This is a genomic window from Lacrimispora sphenoides, assembly GCF_900105215.1.
Lineage (GTDB): Bacteria > Bacillota > Clostridia > Lachnospirales > Lachnospiraceae > Lacrimispora > Lacrimispora sphenoides_A.
The window spans coordinates 1502623-1527463 of sequence record NZ_FOIP01000001.1 but is presented as its reverse complement, the minus strand read 5'-3'; the positions used below and the strand labels follow the sequence as shown (position 1 = coordinate 1527463).

The following is a 24841-nucleotide window of genomic DNA, read 5'->3' as shown; positions in this document are numbered from 1 at the left end:
TGAAACCGAACGAAAGCTTATGGAGAGATTACTCAATATGACTCAATATATAAAAAAGATTTTTATTTTTTTTCTGTGCCTGCCTTTTTTTGTCTCCTCTTTTACCGGGACTTCACTGGGGGCCGCAGACTGGCCTTCCGGCCCGTCTGTTCAGGCACAGGGAGCCATTCTGATGGATGCAGACACCGGAACCGTTCTGTGGGGACAGAACATACACAACCAATATTTTCCGGCCAGCATTACAAAGGTCATGACTGCGCTTATTGTCATTGAAAAATGCAGTCTTGACGAAACTGTAACATTTTCCCATAACGCCGTATTTAATGTAGAATCCGGAAGCAGCAATGCCGGGATCAATGAAGGGGACAAGTTGTCTGTCAGGGACTGCCTCTATGCCCTGCTGCTTAAATCAGCCAATGAATCAGCCAACGCCCTTGCAGAGCATGTGGCGGGAAGCACCGAAGCCTTTGCCGATATGATGAACGTACGCGCCAAGGAGCTTGGATGTACCAATACTCATTTTGCCAATCCCAGCGGTTTAAATAACCCGGAGCACTATACTTCCCCCTATGACATGGCCCTCATCGCAAGAGCAGCCTTTAACAATCCTGTTTTTGAAGATATCGACTCCACAACCTTTTATAAGCTTCCGCCTAACTCCATTAATAAAGAAGGGCTTACCATCTATCCTGGTCATAAAATGATGAGAAAAAGCACTCCTTTCTACTATCCGGGCATCATCGGCGGCAAAACAGGCTATACCACACTGGCCGGCAATACCCTGATAACCTGTGCGGAAAAAAATGGGTTGAGGCTGGTTACCATAATTTTAAAGGGATCTACTCCCCAGTATTGGACAGACACTAAAAATCTCTTGGATTTTGGTTTTACAAATTTTGTCTCCTTAAAAGCTGCAGATTATGAAAAAACCTATAGTTCCATTACCAGCGATTTAAATTTCAGCGGTTTGTCAATCACCAGACCAGAAGCCCTGATTTTAGATCCTGACAGCAGAATCATCCTGCCTAAAACAGCTGATTTTTCCGATGCAAAGGCGGAACTCAGTTATGATATTTCATCGGGTGACCCTCCAAATTCCATCGCGAAAATAAATTACCGGTATAATGACCGGGTCGTTGGGAGTACCTTTCTGGAGGTGAATGACGCCTTATTCCAGAACAAGGAAGCTGAAACCAGGATCGCAACCGCTCCCCAGGCCGAAGCGTCCTCCGGATCCGGCGAAGCATTAGACCCGTCTGCAGCCCAGACTTCCGTGACTCCTTCCGGAAAACGTTCGGAGAAAGAAACGGAAGATTACCGGGAAAAGGCTCTAAGGCCCTTTGAGATCCCTTTAGCCGCCTGGCTGATATTAGGAAGCGTGGGAGCAATCACTGTAATAGGAGGCGTAGCTGCCTTTTTCATATATTGGAAACACAAAGAAGCGCAGGATTTCCTTATCAGGCGGGAGCAGCGCATGAAACGCCTTAGGGACTCCGGTGTTTCAGCCGATGAATTCAACAGTATTCTGGAACAAAGGCGCAGTTCCTATTCATCAAAGCGGAAAAGACGGCGGGGAGGCCGTTTCAAATGACCTTAGATAGCAAGGGGTTTTCCATGAGTAAACAGAAAAAATTATCCAAAAAAGATCTGCTTCGAAATTGTATAATTACCTTTATTTCCCTCCTGCTTGCCACCATCCTCTCCTACATGATGCACATACTGGGAGGATATACTAACAATGTAGGAATCATCTATATGATGGCAGTGGTGGTGATTTCCCGTTATTCCAGCGGCTATATTCCGGGAGTCATTGCCTCCTTTATTAGTGTGATCTGTGTAAACTATGTGTTTACTTACCCATTTATGGCGTTTAATTTTATAATGGAAGGATATCCCGTTACCTTCCTTGCACTGCTGATCATTTCAACCATTACAAGCGCTACTACGACTAATTTAAAGGAACAAAGCCGTATTTTAAACGAACGGGAAAAGTTATTAATGGAAGCAGAAAAAGAGGCCTTGAGAGCTAACCTTTTACGGGCTATTTCCCATGACCTTCGGACTCCTCTCACAGGTATCATCGGCGCCAGTAACACATACCTGGAAAATACAAACACTATGGCTGAGGCAGAAAAAACCAGCCTGGTCTCCAATATCCGGGAAGATGCCAACTGGCTTTTAAATATGGTGGAAAATCTGCTCAGCGTAACCAGGATCCGGGATACCGGAGCTCAGGTCTTAAAGCGGCCGGAGCCGTTAGAAGAGGTAGCTTCCGAAGCTATTGAACGCTTTCACAAAAGACTTCCTAAATCCATTGTCCGTGTGACGGTTCCTGATGAGTTCATCATGGTTCCCATGGATGCCACTTTGATTGAACAGGTTATCATAAATCTACTGGAAAATGCCGTCTATCACTCCAATTCAACGGATCCCATCAGCCTGTCGATCTTCGTACAGGATGGATATGCCTGGTTTCAGGTCCGGGATCAGGGCGTGGGAATTTCCCCAGAACGGCTGAAGACTTTATTTGACGGTTACACCTCATCGCCCAACAGCAGCTATGATTCCCATAAAGGAATGGGAATCGGGCTTTCTATCTGCAAAGCCATTGTTACTGCCCACGACGGGAACATCACAGCCGCCAATGAAGAACATGGCGCAGTTTTTACATTTACATTACCATTAGGGGAGAATGCTTATGAGTAAGTTTACAATCGTCATGATTGAAGACGAAAAGAATATCTGCAACTTTATTGAAAGTGCATTGGAAAGACATGATTATAAAGTAAATACCGCATACAACGGGCGGGATGGGCTGGCTTTGATCAATACCCTTTGTCCTGATGTGATCCTTCTGGACTTAGGGCTTCCGGACCTGGACGGAATCGATATCATTAAAAGCGTCCGAAGCTGGACTTCGATTCCTATTATCGTCATCTCCGCCAGGACCCAGGAGCATGAAAAAGTGTCCGCTCTTGATTTCGGTGCCGATGATTATATAACCAAGCCCTTTGGAACCAGCGAACTTTTAGCCAGGATCCGCACAGCCCTGCGTCATGGAAGACCTACCGTCAGCACCGTGGATGGTTCTGTCATTCCCACCCCATACAGCAGTGACGGCCTGTTCATTGATTTTGCCAAGCGGTTGGTCACACTGGACGGACATAAGATCCATCTGACTCAGATCGAATATAAGCTGGTTTCCCTTCTTGCAGAAAACTCCGGCAAGGTCCTGACCTATGACTACATTATAAGTCACATCTGGGGACCTTACGCAGACAGCAACAATCAGATCCTCCGCGTCAATATGGCGCATATCCGCAGAAAAATAGAAAATAATCCGGCGGAACCAAAATATATTTTTACGGAAATCGGGGTTGGATACCGAATGAAGGAAAGCGAAATTTAGGAAAGGGGGGAATCCCCCTTCTTTTTATTCTGCTTTCTGGTCTTCGTCTTTTGAACCCGTTTCTTTTTGGTTTCTTCCTTTTTTTCGTAAATCTCACGGACGTCTTCCTCACCCACCAGCCTCATGGTCTTAACCACGTAGATACGTCCGTCATCGCTCCGCCTCATGCGGATCTTGCCTTTTACATTTCCATGCTCAGGACATGAACCAAGAGCCGTGTAAAACTTCTGGTTCACGGAAAACCATCTGATCTTTTTCCGAAGCATCCGGTTGCACTTGCAGCAGATCAAATCGGTAACGGTTTTATCCTCAATGGCATCCTGCTTCGTCTCAAAGGGCCTTGAAATATATTTGGAATACCCGGGAAACACCAAATATACCTCTTCCTCTTTATTTTCCGGCAAGCGGTAATAATCCGTAGACAAATATTCCCGGACCTTATCAAAATCCATTTGATTCATAACGCGCCCGGTATAATGGGCATCGTCAAGAGCCCGGTGAAAAGGCCGCTCTTCCATGACCTGCAGCTCTAACACTGCAATGTCAAGGGATTGCCTATCCTTGCCGTCCCCATAAAGCAGGCTGTAGAGTTTCTGCACATCATAATAGAGAAAGGGCTTGGGAAAGGGGTTTAAAATTCCATAAAAAGCAATGTTCCGCTGCAGCTCCGTTAAGTCCATGGAGCCCCAGGTACAAAACACGGCTTCGTCGCCGCACCACATGAGAAACTCCTTTACAGCTTCTTCAAAGTTACAGCCCTCTTCCATCAGAGTCTTTTGATCCATGTGGGTCACTTCTAATATCTTTTCATGAAGCTCGGGATAAATTCGAGGCCTTATAAGCCGCTTAAATTCCTCCACTTCCTCCAGGGCCTCATTAAGCTTTACTGCCCCGATCTCTATAATTTCAAAGGGAAGGTGCTCTACCGTCTCCTCCTTCCCTCCGGCGCTCTGGTTCCATTCCAGATCCAGTACAATATAATTCTTCATAGTTTGCTCTCTTTAATCCTTTATTCTGTCAGCCCTCTCAGCTTTTCACGAATCCTCTGCCTGCGCCTCTCCGTCTCTTCTTTCTCAAGTGTCCACGTCCCTTCAGTCTCTGTAAGGATATCTCCCTCCCTTACACCTTCCGGCAGTTCAGAGGCTTTAACCTTTAACATATCTCCGTTCTCATCCTCACAGATAATTACCGTTTCCCCGATTCTGTCAATGGTATACTTCATAACCTTTTCCCTTCCCTTTCTGTGCCAGGCTAAGGGTTGCAGCTTTGGCACGGCTCATATCCCATCTGTATCAAATTCTCTCTGGAGCCATTATAGGTTTTCCGGTTCTCTTCCTTCATGGAAGCTGCAGACTTGCAGTCCGGCCGGTGAAATTTTTTGGTATTGGTATTTATTACATAATCCTGGTCTGCTGCCGTGCTTTGCGTTCTGTCTCCATCGGTTCCTTCTGTGATTCCAGAGAAGGTAACTTTTGATCCGTCGCTCACTGCCACTATGGTTCCAAGCTGGTCTGTCCGCAAAACCTTAATGTTCCGTTTTTTTAACATATCCAGGATTTCCTTGTGAGGATGGCCATAATCATTATTTTTTCCGCAGGAAATCACTCCATATTCAGGATCAACCAGATCCATAAAACCTTCCGATGATGAAGTGGTGCTTCCATGATGGGAAAGCTTCAATACATCTGCCTTTAAAGGAAAGCCGTTTGCCACCATATCCTTTTCTGAATCTTTTTCTGCATCTCCGCATAAGACAAAGCTGTTCTTTCCATAAACCAGGCGAAGGCCTATGGACCAGTTATTTAAATTATCCCCATAATCCCGGTTGGGAGCGATGATCTGGAAAGATGCATCTCCTAAGGAGTAGCTTTCCCCTGGCTTTGGAAGGGTTATTTTTAAATTTTTATCAGCAATGGCATCTAACAGGCGTTCATAAACCTTTGTGGTATGTTCTTTCTCCGGTAAAAAGACTTTTTGAACATCAAATTTCCGTATGATCGTCTCCAACCCGCCGATATGATCTGAATGGGGATGGGTTCCGATCACGTAATCCAGCTTCTTCACTCCCTGTTTCTCCAGATAAGAAGCGACTGTCTCGCCCTGGTCCCGTTCCCCTGCGTCTATCAGCATATAATGACCGTCTTTTTCTACTAAGGTGCTGTCTCCTTGGCCCACATCAATAAAATGAACCCTTAGATCTGTCCCCGCCTCATTTCCCATTTCTCTTTGGGTTAATGGAGAAGAGCTTGCAGTTGGGCTGCATCCTGCCATACAAAGGGCCAGGAGGATTGCCGCCGCTATCAATACCCGCTTATAAAATTTTTCTGTCTTTTTCACTGTCATTTCTGTATGCCTCCGCCCTGTTATTATATGATAGAATCTTTAATCCTACAAGTATTTTTCAAATGGTCCGTCTCCAGGCGGTCAAAAAGGCGGACCGCTAAAAGCAGCCCGCCAATTTTTTTATTCTAAGAAAGTTTCGCTCCGTCGGCTCCAACATTAGCCCCATCAGGCGTTATGGTGTTTGCCAGCATCTGCCCTCCTGTGAGATCGCAGTAATACTGTTTTCCGTTCCATGCAACCCAGCCTTTAGCCATATAGCCATTCTCATTGAAGAAATACCACTGTCCGTCGATGTTCTGCCAGGTGCCGACCGGATAACTTCCGTCGGGATTCACATACCACCAGCCGGTTCCGTCCTGTTTCCAGCCGCCGCCACTTTGGGAGGATGTACGGTTTAGCTCCGCCGCCGCCCCATCAACATAATTGACAGGAGACTCAACCCATTCCCCTTTGTTCTCGGCATTCTGCTTGTTGACCGGACGCACCTTAAACGTGTAGCTTCCAGTTTTTCCCATTAAAAGCCCGAGATCCAGACTCGTCCCCACGGTGGTCTTTACCCCTCCCGTGTTTTTTCCGTCACGGAATACCTTAACTTCATAACTTCCCGCCCCGGAGGCAGGACTCCACACAGCCATAGTTTTAGACCCCCATGCTGCGCTTTCTATGGACTGGGTAAACTCACCGACCTTGGGAAGATCTATGGTCACCGTCAGGGTCTGGCTGAAATCTTCCCTCGCCTGCTTTATGTAGGTTCCTCCATCAATTGTGAAGCCGGATTCTGCTACGGAAAAATAATAGCCATCCTGCGCGTACAGTTTAACTTCCAGCCTTGGTATATCCTGCTCAGACCACTGAAATCCGCTGTTAGTAAATTCGCATTCTCCCACATCAATCTTACTGTTTTTTGTCGTTATCTCAGCCTGTTGTTCAAATACAGAGCCTCCCGGCACAATATCCGCTGTCACGGTTAAGTTTACTGTTGTGATTTTCTTTCTGGTTGCTGCCATGGAAGTCATGCAGCTAAGCCCTGTTGCCATTGACACAGCAAGCACCAGAGACAAAATTTTCTTACCATTCATAAACAATCCCCATCTTTCTATATCATTTCTGTTTGTGGTGCAATAGACTTATTATACCCCATCCTAAGGCGTTTGTGAATAGCCATTCGGCTTTCGTAAGGTTTTGCGGCCGTTCCCGACGGCAGAAGACCGGATCAGCAGCTGTGTAATCCACACAATTTTTGAAAAAGCAAGTCAACCAGAAGTCTCAATTGTGTACTAAGTATATTTTTATACCTTTATCGCTCAATATTTTTATTAAATTTAATTCATATTCTCACCTGTTCGTTAATAATATATCAAAATATTACTAATTATATGGTTAATTAAGGCAAATATATGTTGCATTATAACAATTAATATGATAAACTAACGTCAATGAAACATTTGCTAGAGAGCAAGAGAAATCAGACGTTACATTTCCGCCATTATCTCTAAGGCGAAATGTAAAGCTGGTTCTTTTTTTCTTTTTAGGAAAAGGAGGATATTTTTTTCATGAAAAAGAAGCAGTTTTTCCGGGCAATCGAGCCTTATCTGTATTTGCTGCCCGCCATGTTTTTCTTCTCGGCCTTCCTGTTTTGGCCGTTCCTCAAAACCATTTGGCTCAGTTTTGCCATGACGACTCCCCTAGGGGCAGTCTCCTCCTTTGTCGGCCTTGGGAATTATCTTACGATCTTCACCTCCCAGGCCTTTCAAAACAGCCTTCTGGTATCCTTTCAATATGCAGTGATGACTGTGGCCTGCTCCATTGTGATCGGGTTTATCCTGGCCATCATCAGCAATGAGGATATTAAGGGGAAGAATCTGTTCCGGACTGTTTATGCCCTTCCCATGGCCATTTCCGCAGCAGCGGCTTCGGTTGTTTTCATGTTCATCTTTCACAGCAGCCTTGGTATCATCAACAAGGTACTGGGAACCCACATCGGATGGCTTACGGATCCCAAATACGCCTTAAGTGCGGTGACCCTTGTGACCGTATGGATGAACATCGGATTAAACTTTATATTCCTGACCGCCGCTTTACAAAGTGTTCCTGTGGATCTGTATGAGTGCGCGGCCATTGAAGGAGCCGGATTTTTTGCCAAGCACAGGCATATTACCATCCCATGCATATCCCCTACCCTGTTTTTCCTTTTGATCATTAACGTCATCAACGCCCTTCAGGCTTATGCTCAGGTCAAACTGATGACTCAGGGAGGTCCTTCCGGAAGCACCAATGTCATTGTGTACCAGATTTATCAGGAGGCATTTATGAACAGCCGGTTCGGCATGGCCTGTGCGGAATCCATCGTCCTGTTTATAATCCTGATGGTCTTGACATTGATTCAATTCAGACTGGAAAAGAAGGTGACGTACTGATGAAAAACAAACTGGTTAAATATTCACTTTATTCCTTAAATATCCTTTTTGCAGTCATCATTATCTCACCAGTGGTTTACTGTTTTAACGTCAGCATGATGACCATGAAGGAAGTGTTTTCCGGGGGCTTTTGGCCAAAACAGCTGATCCCGGATAATTACATAAAAGCTCTGCAGCTGGCTCCGTTTTTTACCTTCATCAAGAATTCCCTGATCGTATCCTGTACCGTTACCTTCGGACAGATCGTTACCGGGGCTTTGGCAGCCTATGCATTTTCCATGATGAAATTCCGGGGAAGGAATGCACTGTTTTTATTGATGCTTGCAACCATGATGATCCCAAGCCAGGCCATCATCATTGCAAACTATTTAATCATCTGCGATCTGGGGCTTAAGAACAGCTATACGGCCCTGATCCTTCCAAACGTGGCATCTGCATTTGCAGTATTTAACATGAGACAGGCATTCCTGCAGCTTCCAATGGAGATAAAGGAGGCAGCGGATATTGACGGATGCGGGAACTTCCGTTTCTTCTGTTTCATTGCCCTTCCCCTTGTAAAACCTTCCATGGGCGCGTTGGGGATCTACACATTCCTTCAAAGCTGGAATCACTATTTATGGCCGCTTCTTGTTACAGATTCGGTGAACATGCGAACAGTCCAGATCGGTCTTGGAATGCTTCAGGGTGCGGAATCCACTGACTTCCGTCCGGTCATGGCCGGGTCCATGATCATCCTCGTCCCTTCGATCCTGGCATTCATACTGGGACAGAAACAGCTGATTTCCGGCCTCACCTCAGGTTCCGTAAAAGGGTAAGTATTTCATGCATGCCCTAAGGGCAATGTATAGAGATAAAACTATATCATTTAAAGGAGGATATCTATGAAAAGAAGAAAAAGGTGGCTTGCGGCGATTATGGCTGCTGTCATGTCCATGACTCTTGCTGCATGCGGTAGAAGTGCTACTTCCGGGGGAACCACAGCGGCAGGTTCTACGGAATCCGCTACCACAAAAGCGGCAGCTGACGCAAAAGCTCCGGCTGAGGGGGGCAAAACAGTCATTACCCTCTGGCATGCTATGGGAGGTGTAAACGGAGAGGCAACCGAAGCTCTGGTTAAAGCCTTTAATGAGTCCCAGAACGAGATTGAGGTAAAAAGTGAATATCAGGGAAACTATGATGACCTGATTACCAAGCTGAAGGCAGCCATGCAAAGCGGCAGCATGCCGGATGTATGCCAGATGTACGACATCGGCACAAAGTTTATGACCGACAGCGGTCATGCCATTCCGGTACAGGATATGTTTGCCTCCACAAACTTTGATCCTTCTACGGTTATGAATATCATCACCAGCTACTATACGGTAAACGGAAAACAGATGTCCATGCCATTTAATGTTTCCACTCCAATGCTGTATTACAACAAGGACGTTTTTAAGGCGGCCGGTCTGGATCCTGACACCCCGCCCAAAACTTTTGACGAGGTATTGGAATTCTCCAAAAAAATTGTGGAAAGCAAAGCAGCTCCTGTGGGCTATGCACAGGCCATCTACGGCTGGTTCTTTGAACAGCAGATCGCCGGCCAGGGAAAATTTTATGCAAACAATGAAAACGGAAGGAAAGCGCCAGCAACCGAAGTGGATTTCGTAAACAACGGGGCTGGACTTAAGATTTTTGAAACATGGAAAAAGCTTATGGATTCCGGTTATGCGGATAACTACGGCAGCACCACCGCTGATACCCAGACCGCATTTTTCTCAGGTCAGACAGCCATGATCATTGAATCCACGGCAATTCTTAAAAATGCTACGGCAAGCAGTGATTTTGAGATCGGTACCGGATTTCTTCCAAAGATCGATGCATCTGCTTCCGATGGCGGTGTCATCATTGGAGGCGCATCCCTGTGGATGATGGACAATAAGGATGAGGCGAAAAAGAACGCTGCCTGGAAGTTCATCGAATTTACCACCACACCGGATTCCCAGGCCAACTGGAGTATGTCCACCGGATACTTCGCAGTTAACCCGGAGGCTTATGAAACTCCTGCCATGAAGGATTTCATTGCTCAGAACCCCAACTTTACCACTGCCATCAACCAGTTAAAGGCTACCCCTGTCAATGGATACACCGCAGGTGTATTATCCGGAGTAGCTACCGAGTCCAGAAAGATCTTTAACGAAGCAATGGAGAAAACCTATGACGGCACCTATACACCGGAGCAGGCGGTAAGTTTCCTGGCTGAAAAAGTAAATGCAGCCATCGCTAACTATAATTCATCTACAAAATAATGTTCAAAAAGCCTTCGGCACAAAAGCCGGAGGCTTTCTTTTCTCTATCCCTTTCCTTTCGGAATCCGCCTTCTTTAACAGATCATGAAAGTAGTCTGTACAGTAAAAAAATAACAAGTGAATTCTTATGATTAGCTTTATCATTCCGATATATTATATGACGCATGACGGAATTTCCAATCTATATGCATTCCGGTTAGAAAATCGGGAAAGGAACGATAAGATGAAAAAACAGAATACAAATGCCGATGATTCCGGCAAAGAAGCAGGCTCTCTGATTAAAAACTTATCTGTCGGCAAAAAACTGATTCTAGGTTTTGGCATAATACTGCTGATCATTATAGCATCCACTTCAATATCCGCATGGAACACGAAAAATCTCGGATTCCAGGTGGAACGCTATTACCGCTATACCGTACCAAACTCCAACAGCACATGGACCATGAGATCCGGGCTGGCTTCGGCACAAAAATATCTTCTTCAGGCAATTCTTGACGATAATATCCAGTCCGTACATGATAGCCTTGCCAAAGCCCAGGAACAGGAAGAAAGCGTTTCCGGCGCATTGGAGGCATTTGCAGGCAACCAGACTTCCAGTGCAAGAGATAACGATATCGCACAGATAAGAGATTTATTATCAAAAACCAAGTCCGCCAGAGAAGAGATTTCAGGGCTGCTTCAAGCTTCCTCCAAAGGAAACAGCAGCAAGGCCTACGAGTCTTATAAAAACAATTATTCACCTGCCATTGATCAGGCCGGAGAAATTCTGTCAAGTTTTTCAACGATCCAGCTGCGGTATGCTGTTTCCCAGAAGGAGGATGCGCAGAACTTCATGAAATCAGCCTGGTTTTCCCTTTCCTTATCTCTGTTGATTTCCCTGCTGTTTACCCTTTTCATTACCATGATCATCAGAAAATCGATTCTGGATCCTGTGAAGGAAATCGAACTGGTTTACAAGGAAATATCAAAGGGAAATTTACAGGCTCAGATTACATATGTAAGCAAAGATGAGCTGGGAAGCATGGCTGAAAACATCAGAAATACAAATGCTGCCATAACCTCCTATATCCGTGACATTACGGATAAGCTAAATCTTCTGTCACAGGGAGATATGCGTTTCTCCATGGATTTAGACTATGTGGGGGACTTTGAAGCCATTAAAAAGGCAATTATAAAAACCGTTTCCTCTTTAAATCGTACCCTCATTATGATCGATGTTGCCGCACAACAGGTAAATACAGGAACAGAACAGGTATCGGCAGGAGCACAGCAGCTTGCAGCCGGTTCCACAGAACAGGCCGCTTCCGTAGAGGAACTCTCCTCCTCCATTGCAAGCATCACGGAACAGGCTGCAGAAAATTCAAAAAATGTTATTAAAGCAACCGAATATGTGGTTCAAACCAGCCATAACGTTAAAAACGGCGGTACACATATGAAGCAGCTTACAAAAGCAATGGACAATATCGCCATCTTTTCCGATCAGATAACCAATATAACAAAGGTTATTGAGGACATTGCGTTCCAGACCAATATCCTCTCCCTCAATGCAGCCATTGAAGCCGCCCGGGCAGGAACTGCAGGAAAGGGATTCTCCGTAGTAGCCGACGAAGTCCGTAATCTTGCAGCCAAATCTGCGGAGGCCGCAAAACAGACAGCGGAGCTGATACAGAATTCTGTAAACGCGGTACAGGAAGGCACTGAAATCACAGAGAAAACCGCCCAGATTCTGGATGATATCGATAAAACCACCGGCTTTATCAATGATATCGTCAATAAGATCAACCAATCGGCTTCTGAGCAGGCCTCTTCCATTGATGAGATCCGCATAGGACTGGAGCAGGTATCGGCAGTTATACAGGCAAATGCAGCAACAGCTGAGGAAAATTCGGCCTCCAGTGAGGAAATGAGCGCCCAGGCCAATACACTGCGGGATGAAGTAGACAAATTCCAATTGGATACTGAACAAAAGACAGAGATAAAAAGCACAAAAGAGTACGAATATGAGGCCAGGACGGAATCGTCCTTTGAAAAGTATTAATTAAAACAGAAATCCAGAATGCCATATGAAAGGGCGTTGATCTATTAAAATCAACGCCCTTTTTTTATGTCCTTAACAATGGTACTGTTTACCCTTTTTCTAACAATCCCCGCTGGCGAATTCGGCCAGAACCTTATTGAATTCGTCCTTTTGGTCATAGAAGGTCGCATGACCGCTGAATTCAAAGGATTCCAGCCTGGAGTTATTAATGCATTGATGCTGGATCTCACCCAGAACATATGGTACAACCTGATCATGGATCCCATGAATGATCAGAGTTGGAACATCAATTGCTTCCAGATCCGAAAATAATACCTCTTCGAGCCAGGTATTTGCAATAGCTGCCGTCGCCCAGCCAGCTGCCTGCAGTCCAAGCTGGAAAAACCATTGGGAGAACGGATAAGTAATGTGCTGGAAGAAGAATATATCTCCAAAATTATTTAACATGTTGGGACGGTCGGCGTAGGTTCCGTTTATAATTTGAGTTACTACGTCTTTATCAAGTCCATAAGGGAAGTTCGGCCGTTTCACAAGGCTTGGCGCTGCAGCAGCGAATAAAGCAAGTCTTGCTACCCCAAAGCCCTTGTGCCTTGCCATGTACCTTATGGCAATCGCCCCTCCGGTGGAATGCCCTGCCAGGGTAATATTCCTAAGATTCAGTACATCAATGACCACTCTGACATCATCGGCCAGCCGGTCATAATCATACCCACAAAACGGCTTGTCAGAATCCCCGAATCCTCTTGTATCAATGCCGATACACCGGAACCCCATGGCAGGAAGCACATCAAACTGGTATTCAAAAAGCTTATGGCTTCCCGGCCATCCATGAAGAAATAAAATGGTATTTTCGCAATCCGGATTAAGATCCTCTACGTAGATGTTTACATTCTTTTCAACGGTTATATAGTATCCCATGATCTCGCTCTGCACAATATGTTTATTCTATGATATTCCCTCTCCTTAACCATCATTCCGGTTTTTCAAATAAATACCTAGTGCAGGGCGCAATTATATTCTTCCCGTTAACCTTCTTTAAGAAGCAGATGTAGATTACAGTGCCGGTGTAATGAATTGAGGCCCTGCATAATAAAGTTCCATGTCTCACGAAAATCCCCCGGTACTGCAAAATCATCCGATGAAATAAATGCCTGAAAGCCTTTCTGATCGGAACCATACTTATCTGCAAAAGCATCTGCATAATTTACCTTTTCATCGTCAGTCAGATTCCCATGATTGTTATGAAGCACATGCTCAAGATTCCGGGAAAAATAAAAAATAGAATACGGAATTTTACCCACTGATTCGGCCGTACTAAGCCGGTACAGCACCTGGGACTTTCTTGAATTCCGGTCAATGACCCCCTCAGGATCTGCCGATTCGATCCGGTCATCAAAATATCGGATTGTCCCCGTTGAGCTTTTTACGACCTTGTCAGCCGGAATAAACGCCCCGTCAATGTCAACAAGATGAATCACCTTAAGAATGTCTTTTTTATTAAAGCCATACCGCTTTCTTTCCACCTCAATGTGCTCATTGACCGTTTTAACGGCATTGTTGCCTGATACCGACCAGTTGCTTGTCATATCGCCGTGAACCACATGGAAACGGACATCTTCTCTCTGAAATGCTTTTTTAAGAACCGGACTTAATGTCTCCTCGTCAGTGGGTCCTTCAACGATAAACAGGATTACTTTTTTAGTCTTGGCCGCCATCCCTTACCGCCTTTCCGGCACGCCTGAATGCACGGCCAATTTCCACACTGTCTGTCTCTTCATAAATAGCTTCTTTTTGACCGCCCAATACGATGCTCCGCAAATACATATCCCGCAAATTATGATTGCTCTTTATGTTCTGCAGACGGATATACCGGTTGGATGGATTTGTGGTGGAAAATACAATGCTGCTTTTATGAATCATTTCCAATGCCCGCAAATTATGTGATGTGAAGATCAGCTGCCCCCTCGCACCCTTTTCAAAGACAGAAAGCAGTTCCCCTAAAAGATATTCATATACACCTGCATCCAGTTCATCAATAATCAAACACATGGAGGCATTGTTATAAACGCACATGAGGGCATTTAGAACGGAAATGATCTTAATGATCCCTTCCGACTCATATTTCAGGGGAATTGTAATTTCTCCGCGTTTTGAAATTAATTCGACTCTGTGTCCTTCTTCCCCCCGTTCAAGAAGCTGCTCGCCAAAGTCATAAATTCCAATGGAGAGACCAGGAATCATGGCGTCAAGAACCACATTCATCTCATGAAGGATCTTCCTGGCCATTTCAAAATGTTCTTTACTGATCACTGACGGTTCATCAAGCCTTATAAGCAAATCGCCCTTTGCAATCCTCTCACCGAGATCCAGGCGGAACGCAAACGGGATCATGAAATCCATACTGATTGCTCCTGCACGGGCATTGGAAATTACGAACAGGTTCATGCCTGCATATTGATAAAGTGAATGGATGATATAAGCGTAATCCTCAGACGCACCTTCAGATGCGGATAAAAATACCCCCCTGCCTTCCGGGCCGAAGATAAAAGAAACCAGATCTTTCCGGGCAATTTTTTTTGCAACGCTTAAATTTACTTTATTTTCATTATTCTCCCGTATTAAATCTTCCAGCCGGTATTTTGGCGTAAATGTTGGTCCTTCTGAATGCAGTCCGTAATCGATCAAGGTTTTTTTGCTTTCAAACTTTTCTCCGGTCCAGGCCGCGGAACAGAGGGCTTCGTGTTCTATCTCAAACTCGCTTTTGGAAATCCTTTTTAACTGGACAGAATATTCAGCCATGGTTTTTTTACTGACTGTCTGGATTATAAACTTAACGGTAATTGTACAGGTTTCCATGTCTTTGGAAATATAATGAACCACTTCCCTAGACAGGGGCCGCCCCGTTAGCAAAGTCTGAACGAACTCCATTGCTTCAATAACCGCTGTTTTCCCTGAACCGTTCTGGCCATAAATGCCGAGAATGTCCGCTGTATTTGAGAAATAATCCTTATTCCCTGCAGACGGCATTATAATTCTGCCGTACTGGGTATTTTTAAAACCTTTTAATTCAATCTCACTTATGCGAACCGTCGTCTGAACCACGCCCATATCAGCTCCTTCCCTGATCCCCAGGATCATTTAGTTCCTGAAACCTGTAATTATTTTTACATAACGGTACATTTTATTCCGATATTGGATATGATTCTCCAGAAACAGGAGATATATTCGGCAATTCCTTATTCTTCCCCTTCGATTGTGACTACCACCCGATTAGGCAGGCAGACAATCAGTTCCCCGCTTCTGTGAATCTTGCCCGTGCGGACACATACCTTATCAGGGCAGGAAGCTTCTGTAATGCTGGCATAACCGTCTTTAATGATCAGATGATCCGTACCGCCATACCCATCAATAACCATGTCAGCATCTTTATGAAGATCCAGGGTTGCCACAGTCTCGCCGTCTACAGTGACCACCACCTGCTCCGCCGGCTTTCTGTTTTTGATATAAAATATCCCTGAGAGCAGTCCTGATATCACCAGAATGGCAGCAATCAGGATCAGCTCTCTCTTTTGTATTACTGTTAATTTTTTTTCAAACTTCATCTGTTACCTCTTATTTCTCTTAAATGTAATATTCTGAGATTTCATTATAACATAACTGTCTTGTTTATAAAATAAAAATTAGTCCAAAATCATTATAGGATACCTTGTATTGCCGGCCCGATTTGGATATCAGGAAACAAATGACCGGCTCCTTTTGACAGGCAATTCTCTATATATGTAATAAGTTACAAAAAGTGGAAAAAGTGATCGATTTGCGATAAAATTATGGTAAAAATCATTCCCATATGTTATAATAATGTCAAAGTGGCATTTTGCGTGCCGCTATCATACAAGGAGGGGAAGACTTGAAAAGAATAGTAGTGTTAGGTGCCGGTTATGCCGGTATTTTAACTGCCAAAAAATTGGAAAAAAAATTCCGCAAGATGAAGATGGAGGACGAGGTAAGTATCTCCATCATAGACAGGCATCCGTTTCATACCATGCTTACAGAACTTCATGAAGTGGCCGCTGGAAGGGTAGAGGAAGACAGTATACGCATCAGCCTGAAAAAAGTATTTGCCGGAAGGAATGTTGAAATCATTACTGACACCATCAGTCAGATTTCCATTGAAGAGAAGAAATTGACGGGAAACCAGGGCGAATACGATTATGACTATCTGATCCTGGCCGCAGGCTCTAAGCCCACCTATTTCGGTGTGGAAGGTGCAGAGAAGAATTCTTATAAGCTTTGGTCTTATGAAGATGCTGTTTTATTAAAAGAACGGATTCACCATGTATTCCGCAAAGCTGCCTGTGAACCGGACGAGGCGGAAAAACGCCGCCTTTTGACGTTCTACGTCGTAGGAGCAGGTTTTACCGGTGTGGAAATGGCTGGAGAACTGGCAGAATATGTGCCCTTCTTATGTGATGAGTATGAAATAGAACCGTCTCTTGTCTCCATGTATAACGTAGATGTTTTAAAGCGGTCAGTGCCCATTCTTCCGGAGAAGCTGTCCGGCAAGGTAGAAAAGCGCCTGACAAAGATGGGCGTAAAAGTAATGATGGAAACCGGTGTGACCGCCATTGGCGAGGATTTCATCGAACTGAATCAGGATGGCAGGAAAAACCGTTATCCATCCGGTACAACCATCTGGACCGCCGGTATTGAAAGCGCAGATATTACAGGAGAAGCGGCCAAGACGCTTGAATCCGTAGGGCGCGGAAGAATCCAAGTAGATTCTTTCTTAAGAGCCAAAGATCACGAAGAAGTTTACGTAGTCGGCGACAACATGATGTATGTACCTCAGGGAGAAAATGCACCTGTTCCACAGATGGTAGAAAACTGTGAGCAGAGCGCTCATACAGCCGCCCATAATCTGGTATGTGCCATTGCTGGTACAGGAGCGATGGAGGAGTATAAACCGTCCTTCCATGGCGTTATGGTTTCTGTAGGAGGCCGCTACGGAGTGGCACGGGTAGGACTTCCCAATCTCATGTTTAACCTGTGTTCCTTCTTTGCCATGCTTTCCAAGCATTTTATCAATGTTATATATTTTATTCAGGTATTGGGTTGGAACAAGGTGTGGAGCTATGTGTGCCACGAATTCTTTACCGTGCGCAACCGCAGAAGCTTCCTGGGAGGTCATTTCTCCAACAGGACCCCAAGCTTCCTGCTGATGCCGCTGCGCGTATGGCTGGGTGCTGTATGGGTATTTGAAGGCGTTATGAAGATTGTTGAAGGCTGGATGGATCAGCCCATGCTGAGCGGTTTCTTTGGAGGAGCCAATCAATTCTTCAATAACATTCTGGCTCCCTACGGGATCAATGGAATCGGAGGAGCTGCTCCTTCGGCTGATGCTGTCTCCAGTGCAACTTCTGCTGCTGCAGATGCGGTAGCCAGTGCCACTGGTGCTGCTGCTGGTGCTGCAGATGCAGTTTCCAGTGGTGTAGCAGTTTTCTCCTATCATATTTTAGGATTAATCGACGCTACCCTTGTCAGTTCCAAAGGCATTTCCCATTCGACTCTGTCTGATTATGCCTTTAAACTGGATTTTGCTCCTATGAACTGGTTTGTGAATACTGTGATCCTGCCTAACGGCGGACTTCAGCTGTTTATGCAGCGCGGTATCGTAATCGCGGAGATCCTGATCGGTCTTGCTTTAATGGCAGGATTATTCAACTTCCTTTCCTCAGCAGCCTCCCTGGTGCTTCAGTTCATGTTTGTGTGCACGACTGGTCTTTACTTAAACACGTTCTGGATGATTTTCGCCGGTATCGCAGTGCTAATCGGCGGCGGCAGAACCCTTGGCCTTGATTATTATTTCATGCCCTGGCTTAAGAAAAAATGGAGAAAACTTCCCTTTATAAGGAAGTGGTATTTATACAATGACTAATAGAGAATTGTTGGAGGATGCAGACAGCCTGCGGTATGGTTTTGAAGAGGCTTTCCAATTAATGGCATCAGCTGTGGAAAAGCATTTATCTTCAGCGCCTCCTGTCATCAGGACTTACACGGCCCATCTGGCAAAGTCCACAGGTAAGTTCATCCGTGCTTATGGGCTGATGGCCTGTTCCATGGATGAAGAGGATAAAGTTCCGGCAGATGCCATTACCCTGGCTTCTGCAGTAGAACTGCTGCATTTGGCCACCCTGGTCCATGATGATGTAATCGATGACGCTGATACAAGGCGGGGGATCGACACGCTTCAAAAGAGATTTGGCAAAAAAGCGGCGGTCATTTGCGGAGATTACCTCTTATCCCTGGCACTTAAACTGGCGGTTTCCATTCCTAAAAGGAAAGAATACGAAGCCCTGGATATGTCCAATTATCTATGCAGAATCTGCATGGGAGAATTACGCCAGGAAATCAACAATGGGAACCTGGATCTATCCGTTTACCGCTATCTAAGCATCATCAAAGGAAAAACAGCGGCGCTTTTTGAAGCATCCTTTCACGGCGGCGCCATGCTGTCCACAACGGATGAGAGAAAACTTCGCATGTACCGTAAGGTCGGCAATGATGTAGGCATGATTTTTCAGCTCATGGATGACTGTATTGATTATGAGATGGATGAAAGTGATGCTAAGAAAAGCGTCCGGTCCGATTATGAAGAAGGAGTTGTCACCTTGCCTCTCATTCATGCCATGAAACAGGATGAGAACTTTTTAATGCAGGTTAAAAACGGCCTGGTTTCCGCGAAGGAACTCTATGACAGAGTTTTGGAAGCCGGCGGAACCGCTTATACAAAAGCAATGGCTGGCAGATACTATACAAAAGCAGTAAGCACCATCGGAGCTCTTAATTTATCCGAGGCCAAGATGGCCAGGATCATGACCGTGGTGGATAAATCTTATTATGGTATTAAAAAATAATAATATAAAGCAACATAAGGAGGAGTTTTAACTATGAAAAAACGTGTTTTAGCTTTAAGCTGCGGTCTTATGGCGGCAGCAACTATCCTGGCAGGGTGTTCATCCAATTTAAAACAGGCACCAACTACTGCAGCACCGACAGAGGCAGCAACAACGGAAGCACCTACCACACAGGCTGAGGCCACCACAGAAGCTGCAAAGACTGAAGCAGCAGGCGGCGCTCTCTCTACCGGTTATGCAGCAATTTCTTCCATCGGCAAATCCACAGATGCTGGTGAAAAAGATGGTCTTGCAGAAGTAGATACCATGTTCGCAGCTGTATTAGTAGATGGCAGCGGTAAGATTGTAGACTGTAAAATCGATTCCGTTCAGACCAAAGTGAATTTCTCCAAAGAAGGAAAACTGCTTACAGATCTTGGTACCGTTGTGGAATCCAAGAATGAGCTGGGAGAAAAATATGGTATGAAAAAAGCTTCCGGTATCAGCAAAGAGTGGAACGAGCAGGCTGATGGCTTTGCTAAGTATGTAATCGGAAAAACTGCCGATGAAGTAAAAGGAATTGCCGTTTCTGCAGATGGTGTTGCAGATGATGCAGACTTAAAGGCTACCATTACTGTTCATATCGGAGACTTTATCAATGTTGTTGAGCAGGCTGTAGCAAATGCTAAGAGCGCAGGCGCTCAGACAGGCGACAAGCTGGGTTATGGTATCGTAACAGGCATCAGCAAGTCCAAAGATGCAGCTGCAGATGCTGACGGCGTGGCTCAGGCATATTCTACCTACACAATTGCAAGCTTTGGCGCAGACAGCAAGATTACAAGCTGTGTGATTGACGCTTCTCAGGTCAATGTAAACTTCGACGCTGCCGGTAAGATCACCAGCGATTTAAAAGCTGCTGATTTCAAGACCAAGAATCAGTTAGGTGATGCCTATGGCATGAAGAAAGCTTCCGCAATCGGAAAAGAATGGAATGAGCAGGCTGCTAGTTTCGCAGCTTATGCAACTGGCAAAACAGCCAGTGAGATCACAGGTCTTGCAATTGATGAAAAAGAAGGTGCTCCTACTGATGCCGACTTAAAAGCCAGCGTAACTGTTGGTATTGGTGACTTCCAAGCAGGCATCTCCAAGGCAGAAGCAAATGCAAAATAAAAAAGTAATAACTTTTATAATCATTGCCGGAACTCTGGCAGCGCTTACTATGGCGGCGGTTAATACCGCCGCCATAGGAGTTAAAAAGGATCAAAGATTTCACGCTGAGTTCCTAAAACTCTTCGATACCGTCACCCAGATCGTCGGATATGCAAAGAATAAAGAGGAATTTACCCAGATTGCCACGGACGTTCATGATGAGCTGGAGACGTACCATGAGCTATATGATATTTACAATGATTATGACGGTATAAACAATATTAAGACCATCAATGATAATGCCGGTAAAAGTCCCGTGAAAGTCGATCAGAAGATCATCGATATGTTAAAGGCGGCGGAAGAAGCCTATGAAAAAACAGACGGCAAAGTAAATGTAGCCATGGGAAGTGTTCTGTCCATCTGGCACGACTATCGCACAAAGGGCATAGATAACCCGGAGACAGCCCAGGTTCCCCCTATGGACAAACTGAAAGAGGCAGCCCTACATACGGATTTCTCAAAGGTCATCATAGATGAAGATGCTTCCACCGTATACCTGGAGGATCCTGGAATGCGCTTAGACGTGGGGGCCATTGCAAAAGGCTACGCCACAGAACTGGTAGCTAGATCTCTGGAAGCCAAGGGGATTGACCATGTTCTTCTCAGTGTAGGAGGCAATATCCGTGCCATCGGTATCCGGGGAGACGGAAAGCCCTGGAAGCTGGATATCCAAAATCCGGATCTTGACAGTGATAAAAAGGCCATTGATACTTTGGATTTAGACGGCTTTTCTCTCGTCAGCAGCGGTGATTATGAAAGGTATTACATTGTGGATGGGGTGAAATATCACCATATTATCGACCCTTTGACACTGATGCCTGCAGCATACTTCCGGGCAGTTTCCGTTGTTTGTAAGGACTCTGGCTGGGCAGATGCGCTGTCTACCGCCATATTTAATATGCCCTATGAAGAGGGACTGGCTATGATCGAAGATATGAAGGGTGTTGAAGCGATGTGGGTTCTGCCGGATAGCACCATCAAAACCAGCAGCGGCTACGAAGCATACCGCAGCCATGACCGTTAGGAGGCCATATGTCATACCGAGGACTACAGGATTTTATTCATAAATTGGAAGAGAGAGGGGAACTGATCCGGGTGACGGAGAAAGTATCCCCTCTCCTGGAAATAACAGAGATCACTGACAGGGTCTGCAAGTCAGAAAGTAACAGTGGCAAAGCGCTTTTGTTTGAACATGTGGAGGGCTCTCCCTATCCGGTGCTGATGAACGCCTTTGGCACCGATAAGCGGATGGCCCTTTCTCTTGGAGCGGATAACTTAGACGATATCGCAGCGGATATAGGTGCCTATCTGGATTTTGGGAATTATACATCGTTTTTAAAGCTGATCTCCTTTTCACCAAAGCTCCTGCGCCTGTTATGCTGCTTTCCTTTCAGGAGCCGTTTTCATGTTAAAAGGCCCAGCTGCCAGGAGGTTATAGAGAGAGAACCAGACTTAGAACAGCTGCCAGTTCTGCATTGCTGGCCTCTTGACGGAGGGCGTTTCTTTACACTTCCCCTTGTCTTTACAAAATATCCTGATACAAAGCTACAAAACATAGGCATGTACCGGATGCAGGTACTGGATTCCAAGACAACGGCCATGCACTGGCAGAAACACAAGGATGGGGCCGGTATTTACGAAGCATACAGAAAGAAGGGCTGTCCTATGCCCGTATCCGTTGCACTTGGATGCGACCCGGCAGTGACATATGCTTCCACAGCTCCTCTTCCGCCGAAACTGGATGAGATGATGCTGGCCGGATTCTTAAGAAAAAGGCCGGTAAAAATGGTGAAATGCATTACCAACGATCTCTATGTGCCGGAGGATGCGGAATTTGTACTGGAGGGCTATGTAGATCCTCAGGAAGAACTGGTCTGGGAAGGACCTTTCGGAGATCATACCGGTTATTATTCTCTGGCGGACTGGTATCCCAGATTTCATGTTACAACGATTACCCATAAAAAACATCCTGTCTATCCTGCCACAGTAGTGGGCAAACCTCCTATGGAAGACTGCTATATGGCAAAGGCTACAGAACGCATCTTCCTTCCCGTATTAAAGACAGCGATTCCCGAGCTGCAGGATATCCATTTACCATTTGAAGGAGTCTTCCATAACTGCGCAGTGATATCGGTGAAATCATCCTATCCGGGAGCTGCCAGAACTGTCATGAACGCCATATGGGGCATGGGACAGATGAGAACTGCAAAGATGATCGTGGCGGTCGATGAAACCATAGATCCCTGTGATGCGGCAGCTGTCTGGCAGGAGGTCTTGCGCTACGCCCATCCGGAGGAGGATTTTGTAGTCAGCAAAGGGCCGTTAGATGCTCTGGATCATTCTTCCGATTATCCTTTGTATGGCGGACGGCTTGGTATAGATGCCACTAGCAGAGGGAAAGAAGCCTTTACCGAAGGAGCGCTTGAAATCGTTCCTATTCGTAAGGAACAGCCCTGGGGAGGAAGGCAAAAAGCCCTTTCCATGCTGGAAGAAAAAAAGGCTTCCCTCATTTTAATTGTGGACGAGGATGTAGACCCGTCAGATCATTCCACAGTCATGTGGCGGGTATTTAATAATATTGACGTTACCAGAGATATGTTTACGGATGGCAGGCGGGCGGCTTTCGATGCTACAAGAAAGCGTCTGGAGGAGGGACTTTCCCGTCCCTGGCCGGAAGATATCGTGATGACAGATGAAATCAAAAAAAAGGTGTCAGCGAAATGGAGTGCTTATGGGATCGATCATTGGAAAAATAGTAAATAAATTAAATGAATACGGGAAGCTGGTCATGTTCAGCCATACCATCTTTTCCCTGGCCTTTGCCGCAGTGGCCCTGCTTGCTGTTTCCAGCGGCCGGCCGGATCCAAAAGTCGTATTCTGGGCTGCCGTAGCCTTTTTAAGCGCCAGAACAGGTGCTAATGCCTTAAACCGGGTGGTGGATGCCAGGATCGACGCCAAAAACCCCAGAACAGCAAGCCGCCAGATTCCAAAGGGACAGATCGGAAAAAAGGAAACCCTGGTCCTGGTGGCAGCCTGCTTTCTGGTTATGGTGTTCAGCGCCTCCCGTTTAAACCTGCTATGTCTCTTCCTTTCCCCTCTGGCTTTGTTCCTGATGACAATCTACTCCTACACGAAACGATTCACCTGGACATGCCATCTGGTTCTGGGTATCACATGCGCCTGCGCTCCCGTAGGAGCCTGGCTGGCGGTAACGGGGAAGTTTTCCCTGATACCGCTTTTCTTTGGTGCTGCCAACTGCCTATGGACTGCGGGATTCGATATTATCTACGGCTCTCAGGATTATGAATTTGATAAGGCAAACGGACTCCATTCCATCCCTGTGCAGTTTGGCGTGAGAGGCGGGTTATGGATCAGTACCCTGTTCCATGTGGCTGCACTGCTTTGCCTGTGTATTGCCGGAGTACTGCTCTATCCCCAGTTTGGTGTGCTCTATGGAACCGGCCTGGGGATTATCGCGGTTCTTATGGTGATTCAGCACCGGCTGGTATCACCGGATCATCTGGAAAATGTCAATATTGCGTCCTACAGCATCAGCCAGATCACCAGTATCGTGCTTCTGGTCTTCGGAACTCTGGATGTATACTTATAACGCAATGGAAAGGGAAAGAGACAGACTATGAAACAATATGTAGTTGGAATTACAGGCGCCAGCGGAAGCATTTACGGCCTTCGGACAGTAGAAGCCCTGCTGGAAGGCGGAGCCAGAGTACGGCTCATCCTGACGGGAACAGGGGAAAAGGTCTTGGCCTATGAAACCGGACGAGAAGCTGGTGAATGGATTGATGATTTTAAGAAACGCTTTAGAAATCAGCTTATCCTGGAAGATAACAACGATCTGTTTTCCGCTGCAGCCAGCGGTTCCCATCTGACAGATGGAATGATTATCGCACCATGCTCCATGTCAAAGCTGGCCCACATTGCGGCAGGAATTACACCGGATTTAATGACCCGGGCTGCCGATGTGGCGTTAAAACAGCGGCGTCCTCTGGTGTTAATGCCCAGGGAAACGCCCCTGTCCCAGATTCATTTGAAAAATATGCTGACTCTGGCAGAGTGCGGTGCATTTATCGTACCTGCTATGCCGGCCTTTTACCAGAAGCCAAAATGCCTCGACGACATGGCGGATTTTATGGCCGGCCGGGTACTTGATTGCCTGGGGGTGGAAAATCGCCGGTACCCCAGATGGAAAGAAGAAGAATAAGAAATAAAGCGAACGAGTAAACCAA

22 protein-coding genes are annotated in these 24841 nt (G+C 45.8%); 14 read left to right on the top strand and 8 right to left on the bottom strand.

The window, feature by feature from the left end:
* Positions 1-37 precede the first annotated feature (37 nt).
* From BMW45_RS06935 to BMW45_RS06925, 3 genes are read left to right on the top strand one after another with little or no spacing between them, the layout of a single operon-like run.
* On the top strand, positions 38-1591 hold the full coding sequence (locus tag BMW45_RS06935) for a D-alanyl-D-alanine carboxypeptidase family protein (protein WP_092241618.1): 1554 nt from the start codon (positions 38-40) through the stop codon (positions 1589-1591).
* A 23-nt stretch (positions 1592-1614) separates the two neighbouring features.
* On the top strand, positions 1615-2706 hold the full coding sequence (locus BMW45_RS06930) for a sensor histidine kinase (protein WP_025230590.1): 1092 nt from the start codon (positions 1615-1617) through the stop codon (positions 2704-2706).
* The gene (locus BMW45_RS06925; RefSeq protein WP_092241616.1) at positions 2699-3409 is read left to right on the top strand and encodes a response regulator; all 711 of its coding nucleotides are present in this window, start codon (positions 2699-2701) and stop codon (positions 3407-3409) included. The genes BMW45_RS06930 and BMW45_RS06925 overlap by 8 nt, the downstream gene beginning before the upstream one ends.
* Here the strand turns inward: BMW45_RS06925 and BMW45_RS06920 are convergent.
* The 4 genes from BMW45_RS06920 to BMW45_RS06905 form a co-directional block, all read right to left on the bottom strand.
* Positions 3406-4398: a 3'-5' exonuclease gene (locus BMW45_RS06920; RefSeq protein ID WP_092241614.1), complete on the bottom strand. Its 993-nt coding sequence runs from the start codon at positions 4396-4398 to the stop codon at positions 3406-3408. The two genes, BMW45_RS06925 and BMW45_RS06920, sit on opposite strands and share 4 nt — an antisense overlap.
* Positions 4399-4418: 20 nt before the next feature.
* Positions 4419-4631, bottom strand: a complete 213-nt coding sequence (locus BMW45_RS06915) for a DUF3006 domain-containing protein (RefSeq protein ID WP_092241612.1) — start codon at positions 4629-4631, stop codon at positions 4419-4421.
* Positions 4632-4660: 29 nt separating this feature from the next.
* Positions 4661-5752, bottom strand: coding sequence for a ComEC/Rec2 family competence protein (locus BMW45_RS06910; protein WP_092241610.1), 1092 nt, complete (start codon positions 5750-5752; stop codon positions 4661-4663).
* A 125-nt stretch (positions 5753-5877) separates the two neighbouring features.
* The gene (locus tag BMW45_RS06905; protein ID WP_092241608.1) at positions 5878-6831 is read right to left on the bottom strand and encodes a cell wall-binding protein; all 954 of its coding nucleotides are present in this window, start codon (positions 6829-6831) and stop codon (positions 5878-5880) included.
* Positions 6832-7305: 474 nt separating this feature from the next.
* Here BMW45_RS06905 and BMW45_RS06900 point away from each other — a divergent pair, with 474 nt between their 5' ends.
* From BMW45_RS06900 to BMW45_RS06885, 4 genes are all read left to right on the top strand, one after another.
* Positions 7306-8169, top strand: a complete 864-nt coding sequence (locus BMW45_RS06900; RefSeq protein WP_025230596.1) for a carbohydrate ABC transporter permease — start codon at positions 7306-7308, stop codon at positions 8167-8169.
* On the top strand, positions 8169-8984 hold the full coding sequence (locus BMW45_RS06895; RefSeq protein ID WP_092241606.1) for a carbohydrate ABC transporter permease: 816 nt from the start codon (positions 8169-8171) through the stop codon (positions 8982-8984). The genes BMW45_RS06900 and BMW45_RS06895 overlap by 1 nt, the downstream gene beginning before the upstream one ends.
* A gap of 66 nt (positions 8985-9050) precedes the next feature.
* Complete coding sequence (locus BMW45_RS06890) at positions 9051-10454, top strand: ABC transporter substrate-binding protein (RefSeq protein ID WP_092241604.1); 1404 nt, start codon at positions 9051-9053, stop codon at positions 10452-10454.
* A gap of 223 nt (positions 10455-10677) precedes the next feature.
* Positions 10678-12492 (top strand): methyl-accepting chemotaxis protein, encoded by a 1815-nt coding sequence (locus tag BMW45_RS06885; protein WP_092246247.1) that lies wholly within the window; start codon positions 10678-10680, stop codon positions 12490-12492.
* 99 nt (positions 12493-12591) lie between these two features.
* On the opposite strand, the gene BMW45_RS06880 is transcribed toward BMW45_RS06885, so the two are convergent.
* The 4 genes from BMW45_RS06880 to BMW45_RS06865 form a co-directional block, all read right to left on the bottom strand.
* Positions 12592-13410: an alpha/beta fold hydrolase gene (locus tag BMW45_RS06880; RefSeq protein WP_092246244.1), complete on the bottom strand. Its 819-nt coding sequence runs from the start codon at positions 13408-13410 to the stop codon at positions 12592-12594.
* 107 nt (positions 13411-13517) lie between these two features.
* A complete protein-coding gene (locus tag BMW45_RS06875) occupies positions 13518-14207 on the bottom strand; it encodes a hypothetical protein (protein ID WP_092241602.1) in 690 nt (229 codons plus the stop codon).
* Entirely contained in the window at positions 14191-15600 is a 1410-nt protein-coding gene (locus BMW45_RS06870; protein ID WP_166433290.1) for an AAA family ATPase, read from the bottom strand. Before BMW45_RS06870 ends, BMW45_RS06875 begins: the two co-directional genes overlap by 17 nt.
* A gap of 128 nt (positions 15601-15728) precedes the next feature.
* Entirely contained in the window at positions 15729-16094 is a 366-nt protein-coding gene (locus BMW45_RS06865) for a NusG domain II-containing protein (RefSeq protein WP_025230603.1), read from the bottom strand.
* A 305-nt stretch (positions 16095-16399) separates the two neighbouring features.
* Here BMW45_RS06865 and BMW45_RS06860 point away from each other — a divergent pair, with 305 nt between their 5' ends.
* The 7 genes from BMW45_RS06860 to BMW45_RS06830 are packed head-to-tail and all read left to right on the top strand — an operon-like array spanning position 16400 to position 24816.
* Positions 16400-18427, top strand: coding sequence for an NAD(P)/FAD-dependent oxidoreductase (locus tag BMW45_RS06860; RefSeq protein WP_092241598.1), 2028 nt, complete (start codon positions 16400-16402; stop codon positions 18425-18427).
* Positions 18420-19406: a polyprenyl synthetase family protein gene (locus tag BMW45_RS06855; RefSeq protein ID WP_092241596.1), complete on the top strand. Its 987-nt coding sequence runs from the start codon at positions 18420-18422 to the stop codon at positions 19404-19406. The genes BMW45_RS06860 and BMW45_RS06855 overlap by 8 nt, the downstream gene beginning before the upstream one ends.
* A 33-nt stretch (positions 19407-19439) precedes the next feature.
* Complete coding sequence (locus BMW45_RS06850; RefSeq protein WP_092241594.1) at positions 19440-20555, top strand: hypothetical protein; 1116 nt, start codon at positions 19440-19442, stop codon at positions 20553-20555.
* Entirely contained in the window at positions 20545-21618 is a 1074-nt protein-coding gene (locus BMW45_RS06845; protein ID WP_092241592.1) for an FAD:protein FMN transferase, read from the top strand. The genes BMW45_RS06850 and BMW45_RS06845 overlap by 11 nt, the downstream gene beginning before the upstream one ends.
* An 8-nt stretch (positions 21619-21626) precedes the next feature.
* The gene (locus BMW45_RS06840) at positions 21627-23357 is read left to right on the top strand and encodes a menaquinone biosynthesis decarboxylase (RefSeq protein ID WP_092241590.1); all 1731 of its coding nucleotides are present in this window, start codon (positions 21627-21629) and stop codon (positions 23355-23357) included.
* Positions 23326-24204 (top strand): UbiA-like polyprenyltransferase, encoded by an 879-nt coding sequence (locus BMW45_RS06835; RefSeq protein WP_092241588.1) that lies wholly within the window; start codon positions 23326-23328, stop codon positions 24202-24204. Before BMW45_RS06840 ends, BMW45_RS06835 begins: the two co-directional genes overlap by 32 nt.
* A 27-nt stretch (positions 24205-24231) precedes the next feature.
* Positions 24232-24816, top strand: coding sequence for a UbiX family flavin prenyltransferase (locus BMW45_RS06830; protein WP_092241586.1), 585 nt, complete (start codon positions 24232-24234; stop codon positions 24814-24816).
* The last annotated feature ends 25 nt before the right edge of the window (positions 24817-24841 follow it).

What these genes read in the sequence shown, in the direction of transcription:
- BMW45_RS06855 (WP_092241596.1), top strand. Translation starts at nt 18,420, where the DNA reads ATGACTAATAGAGAATTGTTGGAGGATGCAGACAGCCTGCGGTATGGT.
- BMW45_RS06905 (WP_092241608.1), bottom strand. Translation starts at nt 6,831, where the DNA reads ATGAATGGTAAGAAAATTTTGTCTCTGGTGCTTGCTGTGTCAATGGCA.
- BMW45_RS06865 (WP_025230603.1), bottom strand. Translation starts at nt 16,094, where the DNA reads ATGAAGTTTGAAAAAAAATTAACAGTAATACAAAAGAGAGAGCTGATC.
- BMW45_RS06915 (WP_092241612.1), bottom strand. Translation starts at nt 4,631, where the DNA reads ATGAAGTATACCATTGACAGAATCGGGGAAACGGTAATTATCTGTGAG.
- BMW45_RS06930 (WP_025230590.1), top strand. Translation starts at nt 1,615, where the DNA reads ATGAGTAAACAGAAAAAATTATCCAAAAAAGATCTGCTTCGAAATTGT.
- BMW45_RS06885 (WP_092246247.1), top strand. Translation starts at nt 10,678, where the DNA reads ATGAAAAAACAGAATACAAATGCCGATGATTCCGGCAAAGAAGCAGGC.
- BMW45_RS06830 (WP_092241586.1), top strand. Translation starts at nt 24,232, where the DNA reads ATGAAACAATATGTAGTTGGAATTACAGGCGCCAGCGGAAGCATTTAC.
- BMW45_RS06910 (WP_092241610.1), bottom strand. Translation starts at nt 5,752, where the DNA reads ATGACAGTGAAAAAGACAGAAAAATTTTATAAGCGGGTATTGATAGCG.
- BMW45_RS06880 (WP_092246244.1), bottom strand. Translation starts at nt 13,410, where the DNA reads ATGGGATACTATATAACCGTTGAAAAGAATGTAAACATCTACGTAGAG.
- BMW45_RS06840 (WP_092241590.1), top strand. Translation starts at nt 21,627, where the DNA reads ATGTCATACCGAGGACTACAGGATTTTATTCATAAATTGGAAGAGAGA.
- BMW45_RS06900 (WP_025230596.1), top strand. Translation starts at nt 7,306, where the DNA reads ATGAAAAAGAAGCAGTTTTTCCGGGCAATCGAGCCTTATCTGTATTTG.
- BMW45_RS06895 (WP_092241606.1), top strand. Translation starts at nt 8,169, where the DNA reads ATGAAAAACAAACTGGTTAAATATTCACTTTATTCCTTAAATATCCTT.
- BMW45_RS06920 (WP_092241614.1), bottom strand. Translation starts at nt 4,398, where the DNA reads ATGAAGAATTATATTGTACTGGATCTGGAATGGAACCAGAGCGCCGGA.
- BMW45_RS06935 (WP_092241618.1), top strand. Translation starts at nt 38, where the DNA reads ATGACTCAATATATAAAAAAGATTTTTATTTTTTTTCTGTGCCTGCCT.
- BMW45_RS06845 (WP_092241592.1), top strand. Translation starts at nt 20,545, where the DNA reads ATGCAAAATAAAAAAGTAATAACTTTTATAATCATTGCCGGAACTCTG.
- BMW45_RS06870 (WP_166433290.1), bottom strand. Translation starts at nt 15,600, where the DNA reads ATGGGCGTGGTTCAGACGACGGTTCGCATAAGTGAGATTGAATTAAAA.
- BMW45_RS06850 (WP_092241594.1), top strand. Translation starts at nt 19,440, where the DNA reads ATGAAAAAACGTGTTTTAGCTTTAAGCTGCGGTCTTATGGCGGCAGCA.
- BMW45_RS06890 (WP_092241604.1), top strand. Translation starts at nt 9,051, where the DNA reads ATGAAAAGAAGAAAAAGGTGGCTTGCGGCGATTATGGCTGCTGTCATG.
- BMW45_RS06875 (WP_092241602.1), bottom strand. Translation starts at nt 14,207, where the DNA reads ATGGCGGCCAAGACTAAAAAAGTAATCCTGTTTATCGTTGAAGGACCC.
- BMW45_RS06835 (WP_092241588.1), top strand. Translation starts at nt 23,326, where the DNA reads ATGGGATCGATCATTGGAAAAATAGTAAATAAATTAAATGAATACGGG.
- BMW45_RS06925 (WP_092241616.1), top strand. Translation starts at nt 2,699, where the DNA reads ATGAGTAAGTTTACAATCGTCATGATTGAAGACGAAAAGAATATCTGC.